The sequence below is a fragment of the Pseudomonas sp. FH1 genome (assembly GCF_000510895.2).
In the GTDB taxonomy this organism is placed as follows: domain Bacteria; phylum Pseudomonadota; class Gammaproteobacteria; order Pseudomonadales; family Pseudomonadaceae; genus Aquipseudomonas; species Aquipseudomonas azotoformans_A.
In genome coordinates this window covers 20,721-41,145 of record NZ_AOHM01000013.1, presented here as the reverse complement: position 1 = coordinate 41,145, position 20,425 = coordinate 20,721, and the positions used below count along the sequence as shown (strand labels likewise).

Here is a 20,425-nt window from a genome sequence, read left to right as displayed (position 1 = left end):
TTATTGAACGGCTTTACGCGGCACCGAAGGATCGGCCGGCAAGGTAAAAGAACGCAGATCGATCGTCGGCGCGCCGTCGGCACCCAGGCGATGATCCAGAATCAGCAGCTTGGCGTGGGCCAGGCCCTGGCTGAGTTGGCCGAGGTACTGTTCCAAAACGAACGCCTGGCCGGCCGTGGCGTAGGCCTTTTGTTCGGCGGCAAAACGCAGGTTGGCCGCCTGGGCGCCCGCGTTCACTTCGCGGGCGGTGGCTGTGGCCTGATCGCGGGCGGTGCTGGCTTGCAGCAACGCCTGGTTGGTTTGCTCACTAGCCGCGCCGCGTTCGCGGGAAATCAGGGCCTGGGCGCCGATCTGCGCAGCTTGCACACCGTGGTAAGCGTTGGCGGCGCCGGCCGGTGGGTGGATCGCCTCCACCACCGTGGCGAGAATTTCTACGCCGCTGTCGAGTGTTTGCAGGTCGGCCTGCACGGCGCGGCCGATTTCGTCGGCCAGGCTCGTGCGTTGTTCGCCAAGCAATTCGTCGAGGGTGCGTGAGGCAAAGTCATGTACGAGGATGCGGCTGGCGGTGCTGCGGATCAGGGTCGGCACGTCCGCGCTGTTATAGGTGGCGGCGAGCGCGGCCTGATCGGTGAGGCCGATGCGGTAGACGAACCGCACATCCATATTGACGATCTGGAAGCTCTGTTTGTCGCCGCTGCTGCTGGCGATCACCTGGGACTTGTCATTCACATGGCTGGCGTCCCACAAACGGTTGGCGATCAGCGGCGCCGGGCCTTCGGCGGGGGCCAGTTCTGGCGTGGCGGCTTCGCTGACGCTGGTGGCCAGTTCATGCACCACGCCGTTTTCCACACTGATCACGCGGCCCAATGGCCATGGCAATCCCGCATGCAAGCCAGGGCCGAACACCTGCACCGGCTTGCCGAAACGTTCATAGATCCCACGACCTTGCAGGGGCACTTCGTGCACGCCAGTAAGCGCCCAGCCTACCGCCAGCACCACCAGCAACACCGGCAGGAACGCCCGGCGCATGTAGGTAAATGCCCAGATCTGGCGCAGGTCGATACCAAAGCGGTTGTGCAATTCATGTTGCAGCGCGAGTAAGGGCTGCGGCGGCCAGCGTAACAATCCGGCGATAAAGCTTTGCGCCATCAAGCGCGGCTCGACGCGGGGCTGACGTGGGCTGAACAGGGACAACACAGCTCTTAATAGAAACTCCAGCGAGACGAGCGCCGGCAGCAAGCCGATTAATACGGCCAACCTCAGGGGCCAAACGGCGTTGGCCCCGGCAAACAGCAGGCACACCGCACTGACCACCAGGCAAATAATCGCCACCCGGCTCAACTGCGCCAGTTGCGAGGCTTCCGGCCATTGCGCGGTGGTCTCCTGGGCCAGACGGCGTTCAAACACCAGCACGCCAAACGCCAACCCCAACGCCAGCGCGGCGCCGATGCTTGCCGATTGACCGATCGCTGCGGCGGGCAGCGCCAGGTTCCAGAACTCGACAATGCTGACCAACGCCAGCAACGACCAGCCGCCGAGCCACAACACTGGCGTACCGATCTGCTTGCCAAAGCGCTCCATAAGACGCGCGTAGCGGCTTGCGTCCTCAACCGGCACATCAACCGACGGTTCTTCCAACGCCTGCGCACGCCAATCCGCCACCCACCACGCCGATTGCAAGCCAGCTACCAATAACAGCAACGCCGACGCACAGTTGATCAACACCACCGGCCAGATCGACAGCGGCGCAAACAACGCGACAAACAGCGCCAGCACCCAGCCGGCAACGGCCAACACCGTCAGGCTGATACCGGCCTGGCGCAATCGTCGGGCATGGAACAGCCCCTGTTGAAAACGCGGAAGGCCTTCCACCGAAGCGCCGTCAGCTTCCAGATCCACTTGCATCCACTTATGTCCACATGCACACAATTCGTTACGATATAACACGGAGCGTGAAATTTTTGTTTGCTTAGAAGCAGACCGTGACTAAACCCCCAGAAACACGCGCCATCACTGGTGCAGGCCACGAAGAATCGGGCACACTCCAGAACAGTTTTTCGCGGGTCCACGGACAAGGAAGCGTCACTCCCCATGATTTCGATCTATCAGCTCAAGCCGCGTTTTCAAAACCTGCTGCGCCCTCTTGTGCAGCGCCTCTATGACAATGGCACCACCGCCAACCAGATCACCGTGCTGGCCGGCGTGATTTCCTTGCTGGTCGGCCTGCTGATTGCCAGCTTCGCCCAACACCTGTGGCTGTTTGCGCTGATCCCGCTGTGGATGATCCTGCGCATGGCGCTCAACGCTATCGACGGCATGCTTGCCCGTGAATTCGGCCAACAGTCGCGCCTGGGCGCCTACCTGAATGAACTGTGCGATGTGATCGCCGACAGCGCGCTGATCCTGCCGTTTGCGCTGATCCCCGGCGTGAGCCTGGCGCCGGTGCTGCTGGTGGCGTTGCTGGCGGTGTTCAGCGAATACGCCGGCGTACTGGGGCCGATGGTGGGCTCATCGCGGCGCTATGACGGGCCGATGGGCAAAAGCGATCGCGCGTTCGTACTCGGAGTACTGGCCACCGGCGTGGCGCTGGGCTGGCTGGGCGCGGGTTGGGTCGACGCGGTGATGTGGCTGATGGCCGCCCTGCTCGCCTACACCTTGGTCAACCGCGTGCGTCAGGGCCTCAAAGAACAACAAGAAACCTCACCGATTGCATAAGGATTTTTGCGATGCGCGAACAGCAACAGCACACCTTCAGTACCCACGACGGCGTCGAGCTTTTCTACCGGCACTGGCCGGCCACGGAAACTACCGGGCCGCGCAAGGCAATCGTGTTGTTCCATCGCGGCCATGAGCATTCGGGACGTATCGCCCACCTGGTGGATGAGCTGAACCTGCCGCAGTTTGATTTCTTCGCCTGGGACGCCCGTGGCCACGGCCAATCCCCCGGCGAGCGCGGTGACAGCCCCAGCTTCGCCACCAGCGCCCGTGATGTGCAGACCTTCTGCGACCACATCGGCGCCACCTATGGCATCGAGGAGGAGAACTTCGCCGTCATTGCGCAAAGCGTCGGCGCGGTGATTGCCGCGACCTGGGTGCACGACTACGCGCCGAAGATTCGCGCGCTGGTGCTCGCGTCCCCGGCGTTCAAGGTCAAGCTCTACGTGCCCTTTGCGCGGCCGGGCCTGGCGCTGATGCGCAAGTTGCGTGGCAACTTTTTCGTCAACAGTTACGTCAAGGCCAAGTTCCTGAGCCATGACCCGGAGCGCGTCGCCTCCTACGACAGCGATCCGCTGATCACCAAGGCGATCTCGGTGAATGTGCTGCTCGGCCTGTACGAAGCGGCCGACCGGGTTGTCGCCGATGCCCAGGCGATCCAGGTGCCGACGCAGCTGCTGATCTCGGGTTCGGACTTTGTGGTGCACCGCAAACCCCAGCAGCAATTTTTCGACCGCCTCGGCAGCCTGAAAAAAGAGCTGCACATTCTCCCCGGTTTCTTCCACGACACCCTGGGCGAACGCGACCGCGCAACTGCGGTGAGCAGCGCCCGGCGTTTCATCCTGCAGAACTTCGAACACCCGCTGGACCGCGCCTCGCTGCTGGATGCCGACAAGCTGGGCGCTACTTGCGCCGAGTCCGAAGCCCTGGCCGCGCCGCTACCGCGCAACTCTTTGCGCGACCTGTACTGGCGCATGACCCGCGCCAGCATGGGCCTGGGCAAGAACCTCTCGGACGGTGTGAAGCTGGGCTTCGACACCGGTTTCGACTCCGGTAGCACCCTCGACTACGTGTACCGCAACACGCCCACCGGCAAGGGCGGGCTGGGACGGATGATCGACACCAACTACCTCAACTCCATCGGCTGGCGCGGTATTCGCCAGCGCAAGTTGAATGTAGAAGAACTGTTGCGCCTGGCGATGGCCAAGTTGCGCGGGGAAGATCGCGAAGTGCGTATCGTGGATATCGCCGCCGGTCATGGCCGCTACATCCTCGAAGCCTTGCAGGGTGTGTCGCCGCTGCCGGAATCGATCCTGCTGCGCGACTACAGCGACATCAACGTGCGCGACGGTGGCGCGCTGATTAGCGAGAAAGGCCTGGGGGACATTGCGCAGTTCGTCAAAGGTGATGCATTCGACCGCCTGGATCTCGCCGCGCTGGAACCCAAGCCAACGCTCGCGGTGGTGTCCGGGCTGTATGAGCTGTTTGCCGATAACGGCATGGTCGGCGGTTCGCTGGCGGGCCTCGCTGAAGCGGTGGAACCCGGTGGCTATCTGGTCTACACCGGCCAACCGTGGCACCCGCAGCTGGAGCTGATCGCCCGTGCACTGACCAGCCACCGCCAGGGCCAGGCCTGGGTGATGCGCCGCCGCAGCCAGGCGGAAATGGACCAACTAGTGGAAGCCGCCGGTTTCCGCAAGATCACCCAGCGAGTGGATGAGTGGGGCATTTTCACCGTGTCCCTGGCACAGAAGATCTGAGCATGCGCGAACCCGGCTTATTGAAACCCGCGTTCCTGTGGCTGCTGCTGTTGGCGCCGCTGTTTTTCAGCACCTACGGCTTTGCCACCTGGGTCACCAGCCAGCGCAGCGACGTCGGCACGCTGGTGTTCGATTGGGAAACCCATATGCCGTTCTGGGCCTGGACCATCGTGCCCTACTGGTCCATCGACCTGCTCTACGGGTTTTCCCTGCTGCTGCCCAACACCCGGCATGAACTGAAGCAACATGCGCTGCGTTTGCTGAGTGCCCAGGTGATCGCCGTGAGCTGCTTCCTGATCTGGCCGCTGCGCTTCACCTTCGAACGGCCGGAGCTGGACGGCGTGTTCGGCTGGCTGTTTGCGGTGCTGGCGGGGTTCGACAAGCCGTTCAACCAGGCGCCGTCCCTGCATATCGCGTTGCTGGTAATCCTGTGGGTCATGTACCAACGCCATACTCAGGGATTCTGGCGTTGGCTGGTGCATGGCTGGTTCGCGTTGATCGGCATTTCAGTGCTGACCACTTATCAACATCACTTTATCGACTTACCCACAGGCGCCCTCGCCGGGTGGCTGTGTGTGTGGTTGTGGCCGGTGAAACATCCGAGCCCGTTATTGAATGCACGGCTGACGCGGGATCCCAAGCGCTGGCGGTTAGGTGTGCGCTATGGCCTTGGCGCCTTGCTGTTGGCAATTCTTGCGTTTGTACTGGGCGGCGGCGGTTTGTGGATACTTTGGCCTGCGGTTTCCCTCGCCTTGATCAAGGCCAATTACTTCGTGCTGGGCGCTGCGGGGTTCCAGAAACGCGCCGACGGCCAACTGACATCTGCTGCGCGCTGGCTGTATGCGCCCTATCTGGCCGCGGCCTGGATCAACTCGCGCCTGTGGACACGCAAGCATCCACAACCGGACCTGATTGTGGATAACGTCTGGCTCGGGCGTATTCCTACAGCGAGTGAGCAAGAACCCTTCAAGGCCATCGTCGATCTCTGTGCCGAATTACCGATTAATCCACAGGGCCGCGCTTACCAATCGATTCCCGTGCTGGACCTGATTGCCCCGAGCCCCGACGAATGCCTGCAAGCCGCGCAAGCCATCGAACGCTTGCGCACTAGCGGCCCCTTGCTGGTGTGCTGCGCCCTCGGCTATTCGCGCAGCGCCACCGCCGTCGCGGCCTGGCTACTGCACACCGGGCGCGCCGCGACGATAGAGGATGCGCTGACTATCATTCGTACAGCGCGGGCCGATGTGGTCCTGCACCCCGCACACCGTGAAGCTTTGGAGGGTTTACCCCATGCCCGCTGATATGGAACTGCAGGTTGTCGCCAGCTTGTTGCGTCGAGGTCGCTCGCTGGATCAGTTATCCACAGGCCTGACCCTGGTCGGCGTACTGTTCGGCCTGGCCCAACTGCTGATGGCCAGTATTGCGCCGATCTGCCTGCTGCTGAGCCTGTGGATGATTATCCTCGGGCTGCTACAAAAGTACTGGGCGCTGCGCGTGGCCTTCGACGCCGACCTGTTCGCGCTGCTGGCCCGCGACATCGACCGCACCCCGGACCTCGACCAGGCCTTGCAAACCCTTGGCCTGCAATCGGCCAAGCGCATTGGCCGGCCCTGGACCGAGCGCCGTCGAGGCGCGCTCAAACTGTTGCGCAAACAAGCCTGGCTGCTGGGCGCGCAAGCGCTGCTGACCCTGGGCGTGATCCTCGCCAGCCCTTGGCTGCCTTTCGCCGGATAAGGAATCCCCATGTTCGAACCCGTGGTCGCCACGCTGATTACCTCCATGGCCCGCACCGTCACCGGCGCCCGCAGCCTGTGGCTCGGTTGCGCGCCGGTGCCAGTGCAACGCATCTACTTCGCCAACCACAGCAGCCACGGCGACTTCGTGTTGCTGTGGGCCTCGCTGCCGCAGAACCTGCGCAAATTCACGCGCCCGGTCGCCGGCAGCGATTACTGGAATAAAAGTGCCCTGCGCCGCTACATCATCAACCGCGTGTTCAACGGCGTGCTGATCGACCGCGAACGCAAGGACCCTGTGAATAACCCTTTGCAACCCATGCTCAACGCTCTGGAAGGCGGCGATTCGCTGATCATCTTCCCCGAAGGCACGCGCAACCTCGAAGACGGCCTGTTGCCGTTCAAAAGCGGTTTGTATCACCTGGCGAAAAGTTATCCACAGGCCGAATTGGTGCCGGTGTGGATCGCCAATCTCAACCGGGTCATGCCCAAGGGCCGCGTCCTGCCGCTGCCCTTGCTGTGCACCACCAGCTTCGGCGCGCCGCTGCAACTGGAAGACGGCGAAGACAAAGCCGCGTTCCTCGCCCGCACCCGCGACGCCCTGCTCGCCCTTGCCCCGGAGCCTGTCTGACATGGATAGCCAAACCCTGATGTTGTTCGGCGGCATCGGCGCCATCATGGTGCTCGCTTCGCTGATCGGCCTGATCCTCAAGCTGCGCACCCGTGGCAGCCCCAATGCCGTCATCGACAACCTCAATGCGCGCATCAACGCCTGGTGGGTGATGGTGGTGGTCATCGGCATCGCCTTCTGGCTCGGCACCGGCGCGGTGATCCTGCTGTTCTACGCAGTGTCGTTCTACGCCCTGCGCGAATTCCTCACCCTCACCCCCACCCGCCGCAGCGACTACCCGGCGCTGGTCGCCGCGTTCTACCTGGCGCTGCCGCTGCAATACCTGCTGATCTACTCGGACTGGTACGGGCTGTTCTCGATCTTCATCCCGGTATACGTGTTCCTGCTGCTGCCGATCCTCGCCTCCCTGGGTGGCGACAGCACGCACTTCCTGGAACGCGCGTCGAAAGTGCAGTGGGGCCTGATGATCGCAGTGTTCTGCGTATCCTTCGTGCCCGCCCTGCTCACCCTCGACATCCCTGGCTATGAAGGCCGCAACCTGCTACTGATTGCCTACCTGGTGATCGTGGTGCAACTGTCGGACGTCTTGCAGTACGTGTGTGGGAAATTGTTCGGCAAGCACAAGATCGCGCCGAACCTGTCACCGTCGAAAACCGTGGAAGGCTTTGTCGGCGGCATCCTGCTCTCGTCGCTGATCGGCGCGGCACTGTGGTGGACCACGCCGTTCAACCCGTGGCAGTCGTTCTTGATTGCACTGCTGATCAACCTGCTCGGGTTTGCCGGCGGCATCGTCATGTCGGCGATCAAACGCGATCGCGGCGTGAAGGATTGGGGCCATATGATCGAAGGGCACGGCGGGATGCTGGATCGGTTGGATTCGGTGTGCTTTGCGGCGCCGATTTTCTTTCATCTTGTGCGGTATTGGTGGACGTAAATTTCGTTGCCATTAACAACTTGAACGAATTTTTAAGCCTATAGGCAAACAAAATTATGTATTTTGTTAGCCTATAGGCTTATTTTTTTATTTATTTGTATGCCTATAGGCTAATATTAATAAAGAAATTGATAGCCTATAGGCTTACAAAGGATCATTTACCATGAGTGCTTCCAAGCTCTACAAACTGCGCCTTTCTCAAGTAGAACGTGCCATTGAGCCGTTTAATACCATTAAAAATGCGGCTGTTCCGCCAGGCGGTTGGCTGCGGGCTATCCGAGAATCATTAGGCCGCTCATTAAAAACGCAGGCCGAAATTGCCGGCGTATCCTCAGGGACGTTGACCAAGTCCGAGCGCTCAGAGGCTGAAGATCGGATATCACTCGCACAGCTAAGAAAGCTAGCAGCAGCACTGGACTGTGAACTCGTCTACGGCCTGGTCCCCAAGAAGCCCCTGCACGAAGTCATCCAAGACCGCGCCGAATTCATGGCGAAGCAAGAAATCCTAGGCGTTGCACACTCCATGAGCCTCGAAGACCAACGCCCCTCTGATGCGTTCATCGAACGTCAGATTGATGAACGCCGCAGAGAACTACTCGACGGTTCGTGGGCCCGCCTATGGCAATAGAACTGGAACTGAAACCAGGCCAAACGCCTCTCGATCCCGACGAAGTCGCTGGCCTGAAACCGAGGCATATCGCCAACCAGGGCGAATTGGATGAATGGGAAGCGCAGAACATCCTCAAAGCCTCACGTTGGATAGCGCGGCAAAAAAAGCTGGATGTACTGAACGACCATTTCTGCCGTGAGCTTCACGTGAAAATGTTCGACGACACTTGGAAATGGGCCGGCACCTTCCGCAAATCCGATAAGAATATCGGCTGTGATTGGACGCAGATCGCGGTCAACTTACGACAGTTGCTCGACAACATGGCTTACTGGCTGGAACACAATGTCTTCCCGCCAGAAGAGGTTGCCGTGCGCTTTCACCACCGACTTGTTTGGCTACACGCCTTTCCGAATGGCAACGGTAGACATGCTCGCCTCATGACCGACTGCCTACTGAGGCAATGTGGTCTTGCTCCCTTCTCCTGGGGTCGCGGTAACCTGGTGACCGCTACTGAAGTACGCCAACGCTACATCCAAGCGCTTCGCGCTGCCGACAACAATGATTACACGCTACTGTCGGCATTCGTGCGCAGTTGACGCGCCGCTTGAGGATAACGGGCAACGTTAGGGTGAATCGTGAATCCGCTGTACCCCTGTGGCGAGGGAGCTTGTCGAACCGTCGCACCGTCCCGTTGGGTCGCGAAGCGGCCCCAGCTTTTGATTAGGACTGCCGCGCAGTCCAACGGGACGGTGCGACGGTTCGACAAGCTCCCTCGCCACAAGTACGGTGTTCGCCCATTACAACCGCCTAACCCGGCAAATGCCCCAGCGGCAACGCCCCTGGGGTTTTCACGGTCTGGATCGCGAAGTTGCTGCGTATATCCCTCACCCCCGGCAGCTTCAGCAAACTACCCGTAACGAACCGCTCATAGCCGCGCAAATCCGGCACCACCACCTGCAACAGAAAGTCCGACTCCCCCGACACCAGGAACGCCGAGATCACTTCCGGCAGCGCCGTGACTGCCTCACGAAAGGCGTTGGCCTCGGTGTCGTTATGCCGCTCCACCTTCACGCCCACGAACACCATCATCCCCAGGCCCACTTCATCGCGATCCAGTGTGGCCTGGTAGCCGCGAATCACGCCGGCTTCTTCCAGCAGTCGCACGCGCCGCAGGCAGGGTGAGGCAGACAGCCCGATCTCGTCGGCCAGTTGTACATTGCTCAGGCGGCCGTCGCGTTGTAGGGCTTCGAGAATCTTGCGGTCAAAAGCATCGAGTTTCAGATTTGGCATAAGTGGATGGCTTTCATGGCAATAAGTGGCAGATAGCGCCAAGACTAGACGCTTTTCGGGCTGATTACGCAAGCACCTGCCCCGCCCTTCGGCCCTAGAATTGGCCGACACACAAGGGGGGTGGAACATGGCGGAACTCTGGTTGTTTCTGGTGGCTCTTTCGGTGGCGTACCTGCTGCCGGGGCCGGACATGATCCTGCTGCTGCAGACCGGCGCGCGTCAGGGCAAGGCCCTGGCGCTGACCACGGCGATTGGCCTGGGACTGGCCCGCGCCTGCCATGTAGCGCTGGCGGGCATGGGTTTGGCGACCTTGTTCAAGGTGGCGCCCTGGACCTTTGATGTAGTGCGCCTGGGCGGCGCGGCCTATCTGTTGTGGCTGGGGGTACAGTGCCTGCGGGCAAATATGCTGCCGACGCTCGATACGGCCAACGCCACCCTGACAACGCGTGCCTGGCGTGCCGCGCTGCAACGTGGCTTGCTGACCAACCTGCTCAATCCCAAGGCACTGCTGTTCTGTTCGGTACTGCTGCCGCAATTCATCAACCCGCAAGCCGGACCGGTGGCGTCGCAATTCGCCTTGCTGGGGGTGATTCTGGTCGCAGTCGGTTTCGTCTTCGACTGTTGTTATGCCCTGGCCGGCGTGCGCATTGGCCAGTGGCTGGCACGCAATCGCTCGGCGCAGCGTGTGCAGCAATGGCTATTCGGCAGTCTTTTGATCGGTTTTGCGGTGCGTCTCACTTTTGTGCAACACGCCTAGCGGTGCAGCGTATCGGCGTCATCTTTTGTATCAAAGACGCGTGTAAGATACGCCGCACTTAGCCAGGGATGCTCACCATGTTCGATTCGTTCAAAGCGATCAGCCGCCGTATTGTCGGTGCGTTATTGACTGTGGTGGGGGCCGTCTTTGGTCAATGGCATCCGCCGCTCTGGCTGCGTGCAGTCGGGCGTGGGCTGGCGAACCTGGGCAGCAAGGCGCGCGCTTATCCGCGTCAAACCGGTGCTGGCTTAGTGGGCCTGGTATTGCTGGCCGCCGCCGGTTTCTACGGCTGGCATTGGTACTCCAACCTGCCACAGCCGCATACCGCGAGCTACTCGCTGCACAAACCCAACCTTACCGACTACACCCAGCAAACGCCGGTTGTGGATAACTTGCAGGTGCGCTTTGGCGAATCCGTGGCTCCGTTGTCGGCCATCGGCAAACCGGTCACCGAGGGTATTACCCTTAAACCTACGGTGGCGGGCACCTGGCGCTGGGCGGATGACCGCAGCCTGTTGTTCGTGCCGGAAAAAGACTGGCCCATCGACGCCCATTACACCCTGGACATGGCGAAGAAAAACCTGCTCGCCGACGGCGTGTTGCTCGACCAATACAGCACGCAGTTTTCCACCCAACCGTTCCGCGCCACCCTGGCGCAAAACGAGCTGTACCAGGACCCGTCCAACCCGACGCTGAAACAGCTGGTGGCGACCTTCCATTTTTCCCACCCGGTGGATGAAGACAACCTACGCAAGCGCGTCACGGTAACCCTAGGTAAAGGCCTGGCCTACCGCGACGCCCAGTTGCCCAACCGCCCGGAAATCACCTTCGACGAGAAAAAACTCAACGCGTACGTGCGCTCCGCCGCCCTGGCCACACCACTGGAAAGCACGCCCGTCAGCGCCAAGCTCGACGAAGGCATCAAGGCCCGCGACGGTGGCAACGCCAGCACCGCGCCGCTGGTGTCGGAGGTCACCGTGCCCGGCCGCTATCGCCTGACCTTTACCGGCGCCGAAGTGAGTTTTGTCGACAACGCACGGGGTGAACCAGAGCCGGTGTTGATGTTCAGCAGTTCCAGCGCCGTCGCCGACGAGACCATCGCCGGTAAGGTCCAGGCCTGGTTGTTGCCGGAAAAAGCCCAGGACGACACGCGCCCCTACAGCAGCAACGACATCGACGACGCCCTGCTCGCCCGCAGCACCAAGCTCAACCTGACCCATGTGCCCAGCGTCGAACCGCTGAATACCCTGCACGCCTTCAAATTCAAGGCCCCGGCCGGGCGCGCGGTGTATGTGCGAGTCCCCGCCAACCTGGAAGCCATCGGCGGCTACCTGGCGAAGAATCCTACGGCGTCGCTGATCAGCATGCCGGCTTACCCACGCACCTTGCAGTTCCTGTCTGACGGCGCCTTACTCAGCCTTAATGGCGAAAAACGCCTGGGCTTCATGGCTCGCGGTGTGCCTGGCGCCCATGTGGAAATCGCCCGCCTGCTGCCCAACCAGTTGCAACACCTGGTGGACCAAAGCAGCGGCAGCTTTGCCCGGCCGAACTTCGGCAACGAATATTTCGATCGCATGGTCGAGCGTCAGTCTCTGGATATCCCGCTGTCATCCAATGACCCGGCGAAAACCGTCTACGACAACGTGGACCTCAGCCACTACCTCACCGCCAATGGCGGCCGTCGCGGGATTTTCGTACTCAAGTTGAGCCCGCAGGATGACCCGGCCCAACGCACTTTCGAGTACGACCGCAGCAGCACCAGCGACCTGCGTTTTATCGTGGTGACAGACCTGGGCATCATCGCCAAGCGCTCCAGCGATGGCAGCCATGACGTGTATGTGCAGTCCATCGGCAACGGTTCGCCGGTGTCCGACGCGCAAGTCGACATTATTGGGCGTAACGGCCTGCCGGTGAGCAGTGGCCGCACCGACGCCGAAGGCCACGCACACTTCGCCAAACTGGATGAACTGCGCCGTGAGAAAACGCCGCTGATGTATGTGGTCACTCGCGGCAATGACCAGTCGTTTTTGCCGATCGCCCGTCAGTCCCAGCAACTGGATCTGTCGCGCTTCGATGTAGGCGGTTTGGAAGAAGACGGTGCGATTGATCGCCTCAGCGCCTACCTGTTTACCGACCGCGGCCTGTACCGTCCGGGCGAAACCGCGCACCTGGGCATGATCGTGCGCAGCGGCAACTGGAAAGGCGCCTTGCTGGGCCTGCCGGTTGAGCTGCAAATCACCGACCCCCGTGGCCTGGAAGTGATTCGCCAGCCGTTGAAGCTGTCCGCCAGCGGTTTTGAAACCTTTGATTTCCCCAGCAGTGAAGTCGCCCCCGCCGGGGAATACACCGCGACCTTGCAGTTGATCGGCCAGAAGCAGACCCGCACCGACCTGGGCAGCGTGAGCTTCAAGGTCCGTGACTTCGAACCGGACCGCATGAAGGTCAGCCTGAGTTTGCACGACACGCCTGTGCCAGGCTGGATTCCACCGGACCAAGTGGTGGCCAAGGTCACCGCGATGCATCTGTTTGGCGCCCCGGCGTCCGGCCGTCGCGTGACAGCCAAAATGTCCCTGAGCCCGACGCTCGCGGCGTTTGATCGTTACCCGGATTACCGTTTCCGTCTCAACGACTCCCTGGAAGACGCCACCACGGAAGACCTGGCCGAAACCACCGTCGACGATAACGGCCAGGCCGTGCTCGACCTCAACCTGCAACGCTTCGCCAACAGCACCTATCGCCTGCAGGTGATGAGCCAGGTGTTCGAAGCGGAAGGCGGTCGCAATGTGGCGGCGCAAAGTGCCTTGCTGGTGTCGTCCGCGCCCTACCTTGTGGGTGTGAAAAGTCAGGATTCGCTGTCGTACGTCGCCAAGGATGCGCCGCGCCAAGTGCAATGGCTGGCCGTCGCGCCGGACCTTTCGCCCCTGGCGGTGGACGGCCTGACCACTGAAGTGGTCGAGCATCGGTATGTGTCGGTGCTGGTGAAACAATCCAACGGCACCTACAAGTACGAGTCGCGCATCAAGAACATCAGCCAGCCGGCCTCACCGCTGGTGATGACCCAGGAAGGCGCCAAGCAGGCCCTGAACACCGGCACACCGGGTGACTTCACCCTGCAATTGAAAGACGCCAACGGCAACCTGCTCAACCAGATCGACTACAGCGTGGCCGGACGAGGCAACACCTCGCGCTCGCTGGAACGCAATGCCGAGCTGCAACTGCGCCTGGATAAACGCAGCTACGCCACCGGTGATGAAATTGCGATCAGCATCCGTGCGCCGTATACCGGTGCCGGCTTGATCACCATCGAGCGGGACAAGGTCTACACCCAGCAATGGTTCAAGGCCGACAGCACCAACAGTGTGCAACATATCCGCGTGCCTGCAGGGCTTGAGGGCAATGCCTACGTCAACGTGCAGTTTGTGCGCGACATGGGCTCGGCCGAGGTGTATATGAGCCCGCTGTCCTATGGCGTGGTGCCCTTCAGCATCAACCTGGATGCGCGGCGCATGACGCTGAAGGTTGAGGGCCCGGCGAAGATCGAGCCGGGGCAGAGGCTCGACATCAAGGTCAACGCCGACCGCCCAGGCCGAGCAGTGGTTTATGCGGTGGACGAAGGCATCCTGCAAGTGGCGCGCTACCAGACGCCGGATCCGCTGGGCTTCTTCTTCCAGAAGCGTGCGCTGGAGGTCGGCACCAGTCAGATTCTTGACCTGATCCTGCCGGAATTCAGCCGTCTGCTCAGTGGGGCAGCGCCCGGTGGCGATACGGAAGGCGCCCTGGCCAATCACCTCAACCCGTTCAAGCGTAAACACCAGCCGCCTGTGGCTTGGTGGTCTGGACTGGTCGACCTGCCCGCTGGCGAAACCGTACTGCATTACCAGGTGCCGGACAGCTTCAACGGCAAGCTGCACCTGTTTGCGGTGGCGGTGGACAGCGACAGTGTCGGCGTCAGCGAAACCAATACCGACGTGCGCGGCCCGATCGTGATCACGCCCAACGTGCCGGCCTTTGTGGCGCCGGGGGATGTGTTCAACGTCAGCGCCGGGGTGTTCAGCAACCTCGACGCGGCGGCAGAGGTGAAGTTTGAACTGCAGACCAGCGATGGCCTGAAGGTACAGGGCGACAAGGGCAGCACCTTGTCCCTGCAATCGCGCAAGGAAGGCACCGCCGAGTTCAAGATCAAGGTTGGCGAAACACTCGGCTCGGCGGACCTTCGATTTGTCGCAGTGCTGCCGGATGGCAAACGCAACCAGGTGGCCGAAACCACTTCGATCCGCCCACTGAGCGAACATCGCGTCGCCCTGAGCCTGGGTCGCTTTGAGAGCGCCAGCAAAGAGCTCAAACCTACCCGCGAATTGTTCAGCCAACTGCGCGACGTACAGTTGGGCGTGGCGGCCTCGCCACTGGTGTGGGCCAACGGCCTCAAGCATTACCTGGACGATTACGGCTACGCCTGCACCGAGCAACTGGTGTCCAAGGCCATGCCGGCGTTGATCTGGGGCGGCAACGCACCTGAGGCCGAACAAGCCTTCGGCAGTGCGGTGCGCATGCTGCGCCAGCGCCAGAACCAGGCCGGCGGCTTTGGTTTGTGGGCGGCCAACCCGGACGTAGCGCCGTACGCCAGCCTGTACGCCACCGACTTCCTGATCGAAGCCAAGGAGCGCGGCTTGCCGGTGCCGGAAGACCTGTTGGTGCGCTCGAATGCGTACCTGACCGACCTGGCCAATGGCCCTAGCGAGGGCCTGTCGGAGTTGCGTAACCGTGCCTACGCCAGTTACCTGCTAAGCCGTCAGGGGATTCTGGTAAGTGGCGCCTTGAGCGATATCCGCGAGCGCTACGAGGGCTACTTCAAGGACAGCTGGCAGAACGACCTGGGCGCCGCTTACCTGGCGGCCAGCTACAAGCTGCTCAAGCAGGATCGCCAGGCTGACACGCTGTTCCGCAAAATCCCCTGGCGCTCGCTTGTGGATAAGTGGGACAGCGACGGTTTGTACTACGACCCGCTGGTGCACGACGCCGAACACCTGCACCTGTTGGCGCGACATTTCCCAGAGCTGATGGACGATGTGCCTACAGCGCTGCTGGATAAACTCGGTAAGCGCCTCAACGAGCAGCGTTACAACTCGCTGTCGGCGGCCCTGCTGCTGCGCGCCCTGGACAACTACGGCCAGCGTGCGCAAAGCGACATGACCCTCAAGGCCACGGCCTGGCTGGGGGACAAGCAGCAGCAATTGCTGGAGATGGCCGGTCAGCCACCCCGCGCCGCCGTGCCGGGTGCAACGCAGAAGCTGGTGATGGAAAAATCCGACGGCCCGGCGGCGTTCTTCATGCTCAGCGAAGCCGGTTTCGACAAGGGCGCCAAGCTCAAGCCGATCACCAATGGCCTGGAGATCATCCACGAATACCTCGACCTCAAGGGCGAGCCGGTGAGCAAGGTCGCGGTAGGTGATGAGTTCCTGGTGCGCCTGCGTCTGCGCGCGACCGACCGTGACCAGGTGCAGCAAGTGGCCGTGGTCGACCTGCTGCCGGGTGGCGTCGAGCCTGTGTATAACTTGCCGCCGGAGCCGGAAGCCGCCAGCAGCGAGGAAGGCGAAGAGTCCGAGTACGTGGAAGAGGACAGCCAGGAAGAAGAAAGCTGGCAAGCCCCCATCGGCGAAACCGAGCTGAGCAACTGGCAGCCGGAGTACGTGGACGTACGTGATGATCGAGTGGTGTTGTACGGCACCGCGCTGCGTGATGTAGGCACTTTCGTCTACCGCGTGCGCGCTACCAACGCGGGCACTTTCAATACGCCACCGGCCTATGCCGAAGGCATGTACGAAACCACCCTGCAAGGGCGCGGCAAAGTAGGCCAGCTTGAAATTACCAAGCCTTAAGCGCCTGACACTGCCGCTGTTCGCAGCGGCGGTGGTCCTGGTGGGGCTGCGATTGTGGCCCCATGCTCCGCTGGAACAGACGGTGACCTCATCGCGGGTGGTGTTGGCCGATGATGGCTCGCTGCTGCGCATGACCTTGGCGGATGACGGGCAATACCGTCTTTGGCTACCGTTGGAGCGGATTTCTCCTTCATTGGTCGAGGCCTTGCTGCTCAAGGAAGACCGCAATTTCTACTGGCACCCGGGGATCAATCCCCCGGCATTACTGCGCGCGGCCATGGCCACCTACAGCGGTGGCCAGCGCCAGGGTGGCTCGACCTTGAGCATGCAATTGGCACGGCGCCTATGGGACTTGAACACCCGCCAAGTGCCGGGCAAGTTGCAGCAGATGGCCTTGGCGCTGTGGCTGGAGGCGCGCTACAGCAAGCACGACATCCTTGAGGCCTATCTGAACCTGGCGCCGATGGGCGGCAATATCGAAGGTGCCGAGGCGGCCAGCCGTATCTACTTCGGCAAGTCGGCGACGCAGTTGTCGCTTTCCGAGGCGTTGGCGCTGGCGGTGATTCCGCAGCAACCGGGGCGACGCGCGCGCTTCGGCCCGCCGCTGCAACAGGCGCGGCAGCGTTTGATGGCTGACTGGCGCGAGACTTATCCACAAGACCCGCGCAATGACAGCTTGTTGGACTTGCCCCTGGAAGCACGCAACCGCCAGCAGATTCCGTTCCTGGCGCCGCATTTGAGTGAACAACTGCTGGCGTCCCAGCCCGGCAATGAGCTGAACAGCACCCTCAACCTGCCGCTGCAACAATTGCTCGAACGCCTGATCACCGGCTTCATCGCCGAACGGCGCAGCACCGGTGTGGAAAACGCCACGGCGATCTTGATCGACAGCCGCGACCAGAGCGTCAAGGCACTGGTCGGGTCGGCGGATTACTTATCCACAAGCCTTCACGGCCAGGTCAATGGCGTGCTGTCGCGGCGCTCGCCAGGGTCGACACTCAAGCCGTTCCTGTACGGGCTGGCGCTGGACCAGGGGGTGATTCACCCCATGAGCATCCTCAAGGACCTGCCGAGTAACTTCGGCTACTTCCAGCCGGAAAATTTCGACGGTAGTTTTGTCGGCCCACTGACCGCGCGGGACGCCCTGATCCGTAGTCGCAACATCCCGGCGGTGTGGCTCGCCAGCCAAGTCAAGTCGCCCTCTTTGTATGTGCTGTTGCAACGCGCCGGGATCAAAGGCCTGCGTGACGAAAGCCATTACGGCCTGGCCCTGGCCCTCGGTGGCGGTGAAATGACCCCGGAAGAATTGGCGCGTCTGTATGTGATGCTGGCCGGCGATGGGCGTCTGCGGCCTTTGCGCTACTTGCAGGAACAGCCCCAGTCCACCGGCGCCCCACTGCTGACGCCCCAGGCGGCGTTCATGGTGCGCGATATGCTGCGCCGAAACCCTCGCCCGGATGGTCTGCCTGGACGCCACTGGCGTACCGCCTGGAAAACCGGCACTTCCTGGGGGTTTCATGATGCCTGGAGTGCAGGACTGGTGGGCCCCTACGTGCTGGTGGTGTGGGTGGGTAATTTCGATGGCCGGCCGAACCCAGCATTTATCGGTGCCAAGACTGCCGCGCCCTTATTCTTTCGCATCGCAGACGCCCTGCCCCTGGCGTTGCCCAACGTGGTTATCAAGGCCGACAAACCGCCCGCCGGGCTGGTGCGCATCGATGTCTGCGCCGCGTCCGGCGAGTTGCCCAATCGCTGGTGCCCGCAAACCCGCAAGACCTGGTACATCCCCGGCGTGTCGCCGATTCGGGTGTCCAACCTGCACCGCCCGGTGCTGATCGACACCCGCACCGGCAAGGCCGCCTGCCCGCCATTCGAGGCGCAATACACCCGTGAAGAGGTCTTCGAATTCTGGCCCAGCGACGTGCAACGCCTGTACCGCGCCGCCGGTCTGCCGCGACGTACGCCGCCCAACGTGATGAAAAACTGCCAGCCCAACCGTCTCAGTGACCAGAGCGAAGCCCCGCAGATCCGCTCGCCGCTGACCCAGGTGAGCTATCAATTGCGCCTGTCCCAGGCCCAGGAAAGCATCCCGCTGAATGCCAACGCCGCTAGCGACGCAGCGACGTTGTACTGGTTTGCCGATCAAACCTTGATCGGCCAGGGCCCGCCGCAAAGCACGCTGAACTGGCGACCGGGCAAGTCGGGGGAGTATCGGTTGCGGGTCAGTGATGATCAGGGGCGCAGTACGAGTCGAGGGTTGAAGGTGGAGTTTGTGCCCTGATCAGGCATCTTCATCGCTGAAACTACCCTTGCTCACCCGTTTGGCAAAATGCCTGTACGCAACCCCCATTTTGCGCTGCTCAAACAACGAGAACACCAGGGTGCCCAGCAGGATCAGCATCCACACCAGAAACTGTTTCAACGCATCCACATGGGCGACGAACAGCAGCAGGGTGACCACGCCACCAATCACCATGCCCAACGCCATCCAAGCGCCGAGCACACGGCCTACTGCCAGGCGCATGCCTTTGGGCAGCAACAGCCGGGTCCATATCAACACCACGAAAATCGTCAGCATGAAGCCGAACGCGGCCATGAAGGGGATCGGAAAACCGCCCTCGCGGTACAGCCAGGCCAGCAGCTTATACACAGGGCCAACTGATTCCATCTGTTGATAAGTATCCGGGCCCGGCAACTGCAATTGGGCAAAATGCGCAGGGGTCATGGCCATCACGCCAACCCCGAGCATCGCCACCACCGCGCCGTAGAAGCTACCGACACGCCATAACGGCGCCAGTACCCGGCGGTTTTCCACGTCCTCGGTCAGTGCCACGCCGAATACAGCCTTGGACTGTTTGCCCTGGGCGATCACGGTCTGGCCATCGCGCTCGCAGGCTTCGCCGATCAGCATCACGTCCAAGTCCTGGACCAGCAGGATTTCGCCTTGGCGGCGCGAGCTGCCGATCGATTCATAGTCGTCCGGTGATTTGTTGCCGAACAGGTCGATGCCTTCGGCGATGACGCGGATTTCTCCCGTGGCGTCCTGTACACGGAAGTCGTTGCAGCGCGCCTCGCTCTTGGCCCGGCTCCAACTCCAGCGCCCGTCGTCGTCCTTTTCGCCGTCTTCGATGATCCACACGTAGCCCGCGCAGGGCTTGCCGTGCACCGGGGACACCAGCGATTTATCCACAATCACCTTGCCACGGATTTCCACCAGTCCCATGGCCAGCGAACGCACCTGGCTGGTGGCCAGTCGTTGTTCAGTCTTGTAGAAGTTGGGGCCGAAGCTGGCCAGCAGGCACACCAGGGCGAATACCGGGAAAAACATCGCCACCACGGTCATCGGCGCGTAGACCAACAAGCAGGCAAACCCTGCCAGGCACAACAGTGCCAACAGGGTTTTCCAACGCGACTTCTTTTTATCTTCGCCCGCCTGCGTGGTTTTCATGCCCCCGGCACCTCAAGCTTCACGCCTTCGTAACGGGTTTCTTCGGCACTGATGGCCAGCAGCGGAATGCGTTGATAGCTGAGCATCCGCGCGAAAAACAGGTCGGGGAACACCGCGATAGCGATGTTGTAGAGATTGACCGACTCATTGAAGAATTCACGACGGTCAGCGATGCGCTCTTCGACAGCCGAGATCGCCTGCTGAAGCTCGACCATGTTGGGACCGGAAATCAGCGTCGGGTAACCCTCCGCCACCGCAATCACCGACTTGAGCGCCGCATTCAACTGGTTGGACGCCTCGACCTTGTCATTCAGGCTGCTGGCGTTGAGGTATTGCTGGCGCGCATCACTGAGGCGGGTAAACAGCGCGTGCTCATGGTTCATCGCGGTCTGCACCACACGCATCAGATCCGGGATCTGATCCGCCCGTTGCTTGAGCAGCACATCGATATTGGCGAAAGCCTTGTCCACATCGTTACGCCGCATCACCAGGCCGTTGTAGACGCCCACCATCCAGCCGACGAGGCCGACAACAATGATCAGCACGACGATGCCGGCGATTAGGAGTTCGATGTTCATGGTGAAGGCATTCCCTGGCTGAGTTATCCACAGGGTCGCATTTTAGGGGTAAAACAAGAGGGCGCGCCGGGTACTGGCCCACAGAACCGACAA

The 20,425-nt window shown here is 61.6% G+C and carries 15 protein-coding genes; 11 read left to right on the top strand and 4 right to left on the bottom strand.

Annotated features, from left to right (window positions below; all coding sequences use genetic code 11):
* A complete protein-coding gene (locus tag H096_RS05660) occupies positions 1–1,905 on the bottom strand; it encodes a protease modulator HflK (RefSeq protein WP_033897226.1) in 1,905 nt (634 codons plus the stop codon).
* A 186-nt stretch (positions 1,906–2,091) separates the two neighbouring features.
* On the opposite strand from H096_RS05660, the gene H096_RS05655 reads away from it, so the two are divergent.
* The 8 genes from H096_RS05655 to H096_RS05620 all read left to right on the top strand — a co-directional run bounded on the left by H096_RS05655 (position 2,092) and on the right by H096_RS05620 (position 8,979).
* On the top strand, positions 2,092–2,715 hold the full coding sequence (locus tag H096_RS05655) for a CDP-alcohol phosphatidyltransferase family protein (protein WP_033897225.1): 624 nt from the start codon (positions 2,092–2,094) through the stop codon (positions 2,713–2,715).
* A gap of 11 nt (positions 2,716–2,726) precedes the next feature.
* Positions 2,727–4,475 (top strand): bifunctional alpha/beta hydrolase/class I SAM-dependent methyltransferase, encoded by a 1,749-nt coding sequence (locus H096_RS05650; protein ID WP_033897224.1) that lies wholly within the window; start codon positions 2,727–2,729, stop codon positions 4,473–4,475.
* 2 nt (positions 4,476–4,477) lie between these two features.
* On the top strand, positions 4,478–5,776 hold the full coding sequence (locus H096_RS05645; protein ID WP_033897223.1) for a phosphatase PAP2/dual specificity phosphatase family protein: 1,299 nt from the start codon (positions 4,478–4,480) through the stop codon (positions 5,774–5,776).
* The gene (locus H096_RS05640; protein ID WP_033897222.1) at positions 5,766–6,209 is read left to right on the top strand and encodes a hypothetical protein; all 444 of its coding nucleotides are present in this window, start codon (positions 5,766–5,768) and stop codon (positions 6,207–6,209) included. Before H096_RS05645 ends, H096_RS05640 begins: the two co-directional genes overlap by 11 nt.
* 9 nt (positions 6,210–6,218) lie before the next feature.
* A complete protein-coding gene (locus H096_RS05635; protein ID WP_033897221.1) occupies positions 6,219–6,839 on the top strand; it encodes a lysophospholipid acyltransferase family protein in 621 nt (206 codons plus the stop codon).
* A gap of 1 nt (position 6,840) precedes the next feature.
* A complete protein-coding gene (locus H096_RS05630; RefSeq protein WP_033897220.1) occupies positions 6,841–7,773 on the top strand; it encodes a phosphatidate cytidylyltransferase in 933 nt (310 codons plus the stop codon).
* A gap of 163 nt (positions 7,774–7,936) precedes the next feature.
* Positions 7,937–8,401 (top strand): helix-turn-helix domain-containing protein, encoded by a 465-nt coding sequence (locus H096_RS05625; protein WP_033897219.1) that lies wholly within the window; start codon positions 7,937–7,939, stop codon positions 8,399–8,401.
* On the top strand, positions 8,392–8,979 hold the full coding sequence (locus H096_RS05620) for a mobile mystery protein B (RefSeq protein WP_033897218.1): 588 nt from the start codon (positions 8,392–8,394) through the stop codon (positions 8,977–8,979). Before H096_RS05625 ends, H096_RS05620 begins: the two co-directional genes overlap by 10 nt.
* 211 nt (positions 8,980–9,190) lie before the next feature.
* Here the strand turns inward: H096_RS05620 and H096_RS05615 are convergent, their stop codons facing one another.
* On the bottom strand, positions 9,191–9,664 hold the full coding sequence (locus H096_RS05615; protein ID WP_025854407.1) for an Lrp/AsnC family transcriptional regulator: 474 nt from the start codon (positions 9,662–9,664) through the stop codon (positions 9,191–9,193).
* A 136-nt stretch (positions 9,665–9,800) separates the two neighbouring features.
* On the opposite strand from H096_RS05615, the gene H096_RS05610 reads away from it, so the two are divergent.
* From H096_RS05610 to pbpC, 3 genes are all read left to right on the top strand, one after another.
* Positions 9,801–10,430: a LysE family translocator gene (locus H096_RS05610; protein WP_033897217.1), complete on the top strand. Its 630-nt coding sequence runs from the start codon at positions 9,801–9,803 to the stop codon at positions 10,428–10,430.
* Between the two features lie 77 nt (positions 10,431–10,507).
* Positions 10,508–16,306, top strand: a complete 5,799-nt coding sequence (locus H096_RS05605; RefSeq protein ID WP_033897216.1) for an alpha-2-macroglobulin — start codon at positions 10,508–10,510, stop codon at positions 16,304–16,306.
* Positions 16,287–18,587 (top strand): penicillin-binding protein 1C, encoded by a 2,301-nt coding sequence (gene pbpC / locus H096_RS05600; RefSeq protein WP_033897215.1) that lies wholly within the window; start codon positions 16,287–16,289, stop codon positions 18,585–18,587. The genes H096_RS05605 and pbpC overlap by 20 nt, the downstream gene beginning before the upstream one ends.
* On the opposite strand, the gene H096_RS05595 is transcribed toward pbpC, so the two are convergent.
* Both H096_RS05595 and H096_RS05590 read right to left on the bottom strand, forming a co-directional pair.
* Complete coding sequence (locus H096_RS05595) at positions 18,588–19,754, bottom strand: hypothetical protein (RefSeq protein ID WP_033897214.1); 1,167 nt, start codon at positions 19,752–19,754, stop codon at positions 18,588–18,590.
* On the bottom strand, positions 19,751–20,332 hold the full coding sequence (locus H096_RS05590) for a LemA family protein (protein WP_033897213.1): 582 nt from the start codon (positions 20,330–20,332) through the stop codon (positions 19,751–19,753). Before H096_RS05590 ends, H096_RS05595 begins: the two co-directional genes overlap by 4 nt.
* Positions 20,333–20,425: the final 93 nt, after the last annotated feature.